Source organism: Nitrospina gracilis 3/211, from assembly GCF_000341545.2.
Classification (GTDB): domain Bacteria; phylum Nitrospinota; class Nitrospinia; order Nitrospinales; family Nitrospinaceae; genus Nitrospina; species Nitrospina gracilis.
Map to the genome: position 1 here is coordinate 119,522 of NZ_HG422173.1, position 7,546 is coordinate 127,067.

At 58.7% G+C, this 7,546-nt stretch carries 7 protein-coding genes; 5 read left to right on the forward strand and 2 right to left on the reverse strand.

Going from position 1 to position 7,546, the window contains the following annotated elements:
• Positions 1-384 precede the first annotated feature (384 nt).
• Together TX82_RS00585 and TX82_RS00590 are read right to left on the reverse strand one after the other, a co-directional pair.
• The gene (locus tag TX82_RS00585) at positions 385-735 is read right to left on the reverse strand and encodes a rhodanese-like domain-containing protein (protein WP_005009088.1); all 351 of its coding nucleotides are present in this window, start codon (positions 733-735) and stop codon (positions 385-387) included.
• A gap of 319 nt (positions 736-1,054) precedes the next feature.
• On the reverse strand, positions 1,055-2,497 hold the full coding sequence (locus TX82_RS00590) for an SLC13 family permease (RefSeq protein WP_005009092.1): 1,443 nt from the start codon (positions 2,495-2,497) through the stop codon (positions 1,055-1,057).
• 258 nt (positions 2,498-2,755) lie between these two features.
• Between TX82_RS00590 and TX82_RS00595 the strand changes: the two genes are divergently transcribed.
• From TX82_RS00595 to TX82_RS00615, 5 genes are all read left to right on the forward strand, one after another.
• On the forward strand, positions 2,756-3,679 hold the full coding sequence (locus TX82_RS00595) for a bestrophin family protein (RefSeq protein WP_005009093.1): 924 nt from the start codon (positions 2,756-2,758) through the stop codon (positions 3,677-3,679).
• Between the two features lie 180 nt (positions 3,680-3,859).
• Positions 3,860-5,167, forward strand: a complete 1,308-nt coding sequence (locus TX82_RS00600) for a 3-isopropylmalate dehydratase large subunit (protein ID WP_005009094.1) — start codon at positions 3,860-3,862, stop codon at positions 5,165-5,167.
• A gap of 32 nt (positions 5,168-5,199) precedes the next feature.
• A complete protein-coding gene (locus TX82_RS00605; RefSeq protein WP_005009095.1) occupies positions 5,200-5,763 on the forward strand; it encodes a LeuD/DmdB family oxidoreductase small subunit in 564 nt (187 codons plus the stop codon).
• A 32-nt stretch (positions 5,764-5,795) separates the two neighbouring features.
• Positions 5,796-6,638 carry a formylglycine-generating enzyme family protein gene (locus TX82_RS00610; protein ID WP_005009097.1) on the forward strand — a complete coding sequence of 281 codons (843 nt, stop codon included), beginning with the start codon at positions 5,796-5,798 and terminating at the stop codon, positions 6,636-6,638.
• A gap of 54 nt (positions 6,639-6,692) precedes the next feature.
• On the forward strand, positions 6,693-7,493 hold the full coding sequence (locus TX82_RS00615; protein WP_005009098.1) for a leucine-rich repeat domain-containing protein: 801 nt from the start codon (positions 6,693-6,695) through the stop codon (positions 7,491-7,493).
• Positions 7,494-7,546: the final 53 nt, after the last annotated feature.

The following is a 7,546-nucleotide window of genomic DNA, read 5'->3' on the forward strand; positions in this document are numbered from 1 at the left end:
GAAGCACAGGGCACCAATTTCAAATACAACCTGTTTCCTCCGGGTGTGACCCGGCTTCGGAGAAGGGGGAGCCGGTCTGCTTCCATTGCTTATAGAAAGCATGGGTCCGTTACCTGAAGAGGAAAGCCCATTGGTAACCCCTACCAGCCCTCCCCTTGATAAGGGGAGGGATTTTTTTTGTCGCCCCCTCATCCTGGCCCGTCACTCCGTGAGCGATCCCGCGAGGGGAGAAGGGACCCTTAACACTCCCTCTCGCTTGACGAGAGTACATGATAACGTTTGAGGCGAGGGGATGAAATCGAAATGGGGAACGATGTGGAGTTGGGTCCACAATCTATCGCCTCGAGGGAGAGAATTACCCTGTTCGCTCCGCGCCTGGCACGGCTACATCTGGGAGCGGTAGCGGGGAATGGAGGGGTCGGCGATCTGCGAGTAGGCGTCGATGCCGCCGATGAGGTTGTAAACCGTGTCGACGCCGGATTCTTTCAAAATTTTTCCGGCGCGCATCGACCGCTCGCCGAAGTGGCAATAGACCACGATCTCGTCCTCGAACGCCAGTTCCTGGAACCGGTCCACCAGCTGGTTCAACGGGATGTGGATGGAATCCGGCAGCGCCGAGAGCGAATGCTCCCAGTCCTCCCGCACATCCAAAAGACATTCAATTTCGCCCTTGTCCAGCCGCTTCTTCAACTCCGACGGCGACATGGGCAGGATTTCCAGTGACTCGGCATCCATGCAAAGCGCCTCCCTGAAAAGAATTCCACCCGCATTGCTCCAAACGGGTGGTCACAACCTTTTTCCTTTTATAATTTAGCATTACCCAAAAGGGTAGGTCACGACTTTTTGCTAATTTTAATGACAACTATTCACAATATGAATATACTGCGCATCCAAAATATGTGGGTGGGCACCTTTTTTAAGTTGTGTGCCAAAGCGATCTTTTCTTGTCAGCCAATACTGAAATTATAGTTGAAGGCAGGAAGTGAGGCACTCTGTGTCTTCCAAGGTTGGCCACCCCTCCCGGTCTCCTTGGCCTGCCTTCTTTCTTTTTCCTTCATGCGAACCCGATGAGGGGCCAGTATCCCCAAAGCAGAACCAGGTAGGACAACATTCCAAGCGCACTGAGCAAAAGTCCCGCCTTCACCATGTCGGCCAGCGGGATGTAGCGGGAGGAGTACGCCAGCGCCGACGCCGGCGTGGCGATGGGCAGAATGAACGCGAAGTTGCTGGGCAGGAGGACGGTCATCGTCGCCACCACCGGGCTGATGCCGTACGCCGGGCACAGGGTGAGCGCGGGCGGCAGCAGGATGGCGATGACGGCGCTGTTGCTCATGAAGGTGGTGAACAGGACCGAGAGCACCGCCAGCGTCAAAAGGAATGCCGTCGGCGACGCGATCCATCCATGGAACACCTTTTCCGCCAGCCACAGGGCGGCCCCGGATTCCGCCATCACTTCCCCCAGGCAGATGGCGCCGCCGTACATCAGGATGATGGCCCAGTTGACGTGCGGCTCCACGGCGCGCCAGGTGATGAGGTTCAGCACGAACAGCGCGAACACGGCCATCAGCGCGATGTTGGCGATGCCCAGGGTGTCGCCGAACCCGAACCACAGCACCAGCGTGACGGCCATCACCGCGCCGACGCCCATCTCCTGGTACGAAATCTTACCCAGACTCAGGGATTTGCGCTCCAGCGTTTCCAGCGCCGGGGTCACGTCCACCGCCTCCGGCTTGAACAGCATGCGCAGAACCAACCAGCCGCAGACCAAAAGGATTGGAATCATCGGAAAGGTCAGCACCGAGTATTGCAGGATGCCCAGCGTGTGCTCGTGGTCGGTGCCCTTCTCCAGCATCTCGACCGCCAGGGGCACGCGTCCGCCGCCCAGCACCGTGGTGGCGCCGCCGATGATGCACCCCCACCCCAGCGCGAAGTACAACTGCTTGCCGTACTGCGAGCGCCCCGGCGCGAGTTGCAGGGCGGAGGCGATCTCCGCCACGATGGGAAACAGCATCGCCGCCACGGCGTGTTCGGACATGATGGTGGAACCCGCCGCGCCGAACAGGTAGATCGAGGCCAGCAGCTTGCGCGGATCGTGGCCCCAGTTCTCGATCGTCCATAGAGACAGGCGCACACTGAGACCGCAGGAGATCATCGCCCCGGATAAAATGAACGCGCCCAGGATGAAGAACACCGCCTTGTTGCCGAAAAACTCGTACACCCGCGAGTCTTCCATGATGCCGAGGAGCGGCACCGCACCGATGACGAACAGGCTGGTGGCAGACAGCGGGATGACGTTGGTCGACCACAGCGCAACGGAAAGCCCGAACAGGCACAACACCTTGTACGCCTGCGGGGTCAGCCCCTCGGGGGCGTCCTGGTTGAGAAATACCACGAACAGCGCGAACAGGATCGCCACCACAACGCCGTGGCGCAGGCGGTCGAAGGCCACAATCCACAAGGGACGGCGGTCGATGACGATTTTGGGCGATTCGTTCACGAGGCTGATAAGATTTTGAAATTCAACGATAAAAGGCCAATTGATCTAAACTACAAGAAATGCGGGGGTGATTCAATATTTTAACAGGCCCGCTGGTGCCGAAAGGACACCGGCGGCCAAGCCCGGACTTTGCTTTCGAGGTATCGTTTTCCCTCCCGCCCCGGGCAAGTTGATGCTTCTTCCAGCGGAAAATTTCGGTATGATTGTCGGACACTGGCGAACACGCCCCGACCTTTTCCTACAATCCGGATTCCACGAATGATCACTCACAGCGTCATCCGACCCAGTTGGTTTATCCAGATCAGCGGCGGTTACGTTTTCTTTTTCGCGTTGTACGGACTGGCCGTGTACATGGCCGGCCGCATGTTCCCGAAGCAGATGCTGGGGTTCCCGTTGACGGACATCGGCATCTTCGGCACGGCGGTGGTCATCCTGCTCGCCTTTCGCAGCAACACCGCCTACAACCGATTCTGGGAAGCGCGGATCGCCTGGGGTGACCTGGTGAACCATTCGCGCAACTTCGGGTCGCAGGTGGTCCAGTACATCCGGCCCCCGTCTGCCAACGGAGCCCGAGCCGAGGACACGGCACCGGTGCACCGCGAGTTGATCTACCGTCACCTCGCCTTCGTCAACGCCCTGCGACTGCAACTCCGGGGGCAAAACGACTGGAAAGATCTGGATCCCTTTTTGGACAAAGAAGAGATCACCACCCTGACGCAGTTTGCCAACCGGGCGACGCAGTTGAACCACAGGCAAAGCGCCCGACTGCGGGAGTTGCACGAGGCGGGATGGATCGCGGAACGGGCGTATGTGGAAGGCCTGATGGACACCGTCAAGCACTTTTACATTGCGCAGGGAGTGTCCGAGCGCATCAAGGGCACGCCCTTTCCCAACCAGTATTCCTTTTTCACACGGGTGTTTGTGTGGGTGTTCGTGCTGATTCTGCCTTTCGGCCTGATCCAGCACCTAGGCTGGACCAGTGTACCCCTCTACACCGTACTGGCCACCATTTATATCATCATCGAGCACCTCGGGTGCCGTACGGAAGACCCGTTTGAAGGCCGCATCGAAGACGTCCCCATCCATGCCATTTGCCGCACCATCGAGATCGACCTGCGCCAGCAGTTGGGAGAAACCGAGGTGCCCGAACCCCTGCGGCCCGAAAACGGGGTCCTTTTGTAATCCCCCCTCACAAAATCAGGAAAAGCCACGGGTTGCGGTCCGATATTTCTTCGAATCGGCGGGCGGCAGACCTTTTTTTGTTCCGGAAAAGCAGGTATAAATGGTAAGGTAGAACACCTGTTCAGGTAACAAATCCATACAATTGGAAGCATCAACCCGCTCCCGTCGGAGAACGCACTAATGGGAATGACCATCACTGAAAAAATCATCGCCGCTCATTCGGGCAAAGCCTCGGTCAAGCCGGGCGACAACGTCTGGGTGGATGTGGATGTCCTGATGACGCACGATGTGTGCGGTCCGGGCACCATTGGCATCTTCAAAAAACAATTCGGCGAAAACGCCAAGGTCTGGGACCGCGAGAAAGTGGTCATCATTCCGGACCACTATATATTCACGTCCGATCCGCACGCCAACCGCAACGTCGACATCATCCGCGCGTTCGCGAAGGAACAGGACCTTCCTTATTATTACGACGTCGGCACCGACAACTACAAGGGCGTCTGCCACGTGGCCCTGGCGCAGGAAGGCCACAACCGGCCGGGCGAGGTGCTGTTCGGCACGGATTCGCACACCTGCACCTCCGGCGCGTTCGGCATGTTCTCGACCGGCATCGGCAACACCGACGCCGCATTCATCCTGGGCACCGGCAAGCTGTGGGTCAAGGTGCCGGAGACCATGCGCTTCGAATTCCGCGGCCAGTTCCCGCCCTACATCATGGCGAAGGACATCCTTCTGCAGGTGATCGGCGACATCGGTTGCGACGGCGCGACGTACCGCACCATGGAATGGGCGGGCGACGCGGTGATGAGCCTCTCCATGGAAGAACGCATGACGCTGTGCAACATGGCTATCGAGGCGGGCGGCAAGAACGCCGTCATCGAGGCCGACCAGACCACCTTCGACTACCTGGAGACGCGCAACAAAAAGCCGTACAACGTGGTGAGCGGCGACAAGGATGCCAGCTACTTCTTCTCCAAGGTGTACGACGCCGATAAAATGGAACCGGTGGTGGCCAAACCGCATTCCCCGGACAACCGGGCGCTGGCGCGCGAGTGCAGTGACGTCAAGCTGAACCGCGCTTACATCGGGTCCTGCACCGGCGGCAAGCTGACGGATTTCATCGCCGCGGCGGAAATCCTGAAAGGCGAGAAGGTCAAGATCGGCACCTTCATCGTTCCGGCCACCATGGAAGTGGAAAAAGAATTGAACACCCACAAGATCGACGGCAAGACGGTCATGCAGATTTTCGAGGAAGCGGGATGCCAGATCGGCGAGCCCTCCTGCGCCGCCTGCCTGGGCGGTCCGGCGGATACGTTCGGCCGGACGCAGGGCGAGGAAGTGGTGATCTCCACCACCAACCGCAACTTCCCCGGACGCATGGGGTCGAAGCAGTCCTCGGTTTTTCTGGCGTCTCCCTACACGGCGGCGGCTTCTGCGCTGACCGGGCGGGTGACCGATCCTCGTGAATTCATGGCCGCGGCGGTATAACCCGTCGTCCGGCCTTTGGAGTTTCAAAAAAAATGAAAAAGAAAATTTCAGGGCGTGCCTACGTCCTCGGCAACAACATCGACACCGACCAGATCATCCCGGCCCAGCACCTGGTGTACAGCCTGAGTGATCCGGAGGAGCGCAAGAATTACGGCAAGTTCGCCCTCTCCGGGGTGCCGAACGAGGCGGCGGGCCTGCCGCAGGGCAACAAGCCATTCGTTGAAGAGGGATTCGAGTCTCCCTACACCATCGTCATCGGCGGCAAGAACTTCGGTTGCGGCTCGTCGCGTGAACACGCACCGGCATGCATGGAGATCGCCGGCGTGCAGGCAGTGGTGGCGGAGTCCTACGCCCGCATCTTCTACCGGAACTCGGTGGACGGCGGCTTCTTCATTCCGCTGGAAACCAAGGACCCGCTGACCGACAAGATCCAGACCGGCGACGAACTGGAGATCGATCTGGAGTCGAACACGCTGACCAACAAGACGCAGAACACGACGTACCCGTTGCAACCGCTGGGCGATGTCATCGACATCATCGAGGCGGGCAACATTTTTGAATACGCCCGCAAGTCCGGGCTGATTCAGAGCAACTGACCGGTTACCAACCCCCTTTCGGGAACCGCTCCATGACCCCTGAGGTGCAGGAACCGCACTCTCCGGGAGGGTGCTGTGCATCCGGGCCGCACGCCTGGACCCGCATCCTCATTGTCCTTCTGCTCGCCTGCGGGCTGTTTGCCTGCGCTTCTTTTTCTTCCCACAATCCCAGCCCCGGCATGGTTTTCGTTCCCGCCGGATTCCTCACCATGGGCAGTTCCGAGGAAGACATCCAGTGGGCCGCCAAGACCTTTTTCTCCGAATCACTGGAATATTACCGCGACGAAACTCCCTCCCACAAAGTGCAGGTGGAAGCGTTTGAGATCGACCAGCACGAGGTCACGAACGGCGAATACGGAAAGTATTTGAAAGCCACAGGACGCCCCGCACCCAAATACATGGACAATGAAAAGTTCAACCAGCCCACCCAGCCCGTGGTGGGAGTGACCTGGCAGGAAGCATACGATTACTGCGAATGGGCCGGCAAGCGCCTGCCGACAGAGGCGGAATGGGAAAAAGCCGCGCGCGGCCCCGACGGCCGTTTCTATCCGTGGGGCAACGATCCTGATCCCACGCGTGCCAACGCCCGCGGCATGAAGGACGGTCACCGTTACCCGGCCCCGGTAGGCACCTTTCCCAAGGGAGCCAGTCCCTATGGCGCGCTCGACATGGCGGGAAACGTGTGGGAATGGACCGCGGACTGGTATCTGCCCTACCCCGAAAACCTGGTCAAAAACGACCTTTACGGCAATACGTTCCGCGTCATGCGCGGCGGCTCCTGGTTTTCGAATATGGATTTGGCTCGCTCGACGGTTCGCGGTAAACTGACCCCGGATCAGCGGCAGAACTATATCGGGTTTCGGTGTGCGCGGTGAGGCATCCGTAGAGGAAGGGACCCCAAACAGGACTCAAAACAAGGAAGGACCACAATGAAACGATTCCATACCTATCCGGCATTGATGGCATTGATCACTCTCTTCGTGCTTGCTGGGTGTTCCTCCGGCAAGTCCCCGCACGGGTACGGTGCCTACGGTTACGGCAAAAAAGGCGCAACGAAAGGCAGTTACCATGGTTACGGAAAACGCACCGGCCCGCCCGAAGACATTCCCCAGCACATCCTGGAGCACACCAACGCCGACGGCAGTGGCATCAACCTCAACAACTCGCACATCGGCGTGAAAGGCATGCGCATTCTGGCGGAAACGCCGAAAGCCCAAAACGTGCGCACGCTGGCACTCAAATCCAACGACCTGGGTGATGAGGGCGTGAAGATCCTCGCCGATTCCGGGACCTTCAAAAACCTGGAAAAACTTTCGTTGTGGGACAACAAGATCACACCCACCGGGGCGCAAATGCTGGTGGACTCCGCTAATTTTCAGGGCCTGACGGAACTCAACCTGATGAAAAACCAGCTGAACGACGAAGGGGTGAAGGTGCTGGTGAATTCGGCCATCGTGGATTCACTGACTCTGCTGGACCTCAGCAAGAATAAAATTACGGATGAAGGTGCGATCGCCATTGCCAATTCACCCAAGCTGGTGAACCTGAAGCGGCTGGACCTGTACCGCAACCAGATCAGCCCCAAAGGAGCCGAGGCCCTGCTCAATTCACCCTATCTCAAGAACCTGGAACATCTTGAGTTGACAGCGAATTCCATCGACGTGGACAGCTCCAACCGGCTGAGAGAATCGCACGCTCTGCCGAACCTGCGCTACCTCGCAATTTATTGACCGGACCCTGTCCGGAGCAAAGGTCCCCCCGGCTAAAAGGCGGGAACCAGCAG

Excerpts from the sequence above, each read along its gene's own strand:
- TX82_RS00585 (WP_005009088.1), bottom strand. The coding sequence starts at position 735 with ATGGATGCCGAGTCACTGGAAATCCTGCCCATGTCGCCGTCGGAGTTG.
- TX82_RS00595 (WP_005009093.1), top strand. The coding sequence starts at position 2,756 with ATGATCACTCACAGCGTCATCCGACCCAGTTGGTTTATCCAGATCAGC.
- TX82_RS00600 (WP_005009094.1), top strand. The coding sequence starts at position 3,860 with ATGGGAATGACCATCACTGAAAAAATCATCGCCGCTCATTCGGGCAAA.
- TX82_RS00605 (WP_005009095.1), top strand. The coding sequence starts at position 5,200 with ATGAAAAAGAAAATTTCAGGGCGTGCCTACGTCCTCGGCAACAACATC.
- TX82_RS00610 (WP_005009097.1), top strand. The coding sequence starts at position 5,796 with ATGACCCCTGAGGTGCAGGAACCGCACTCTCCGGGAGGGTGCTGTGCA.
- TX82_RS00615 (WP_005009098.1), top strand. The coding sequence starts at position 6,693 with ATGAAACGATTCCATACCTATCCGGCATTGATGGCATTGATCACTCTC.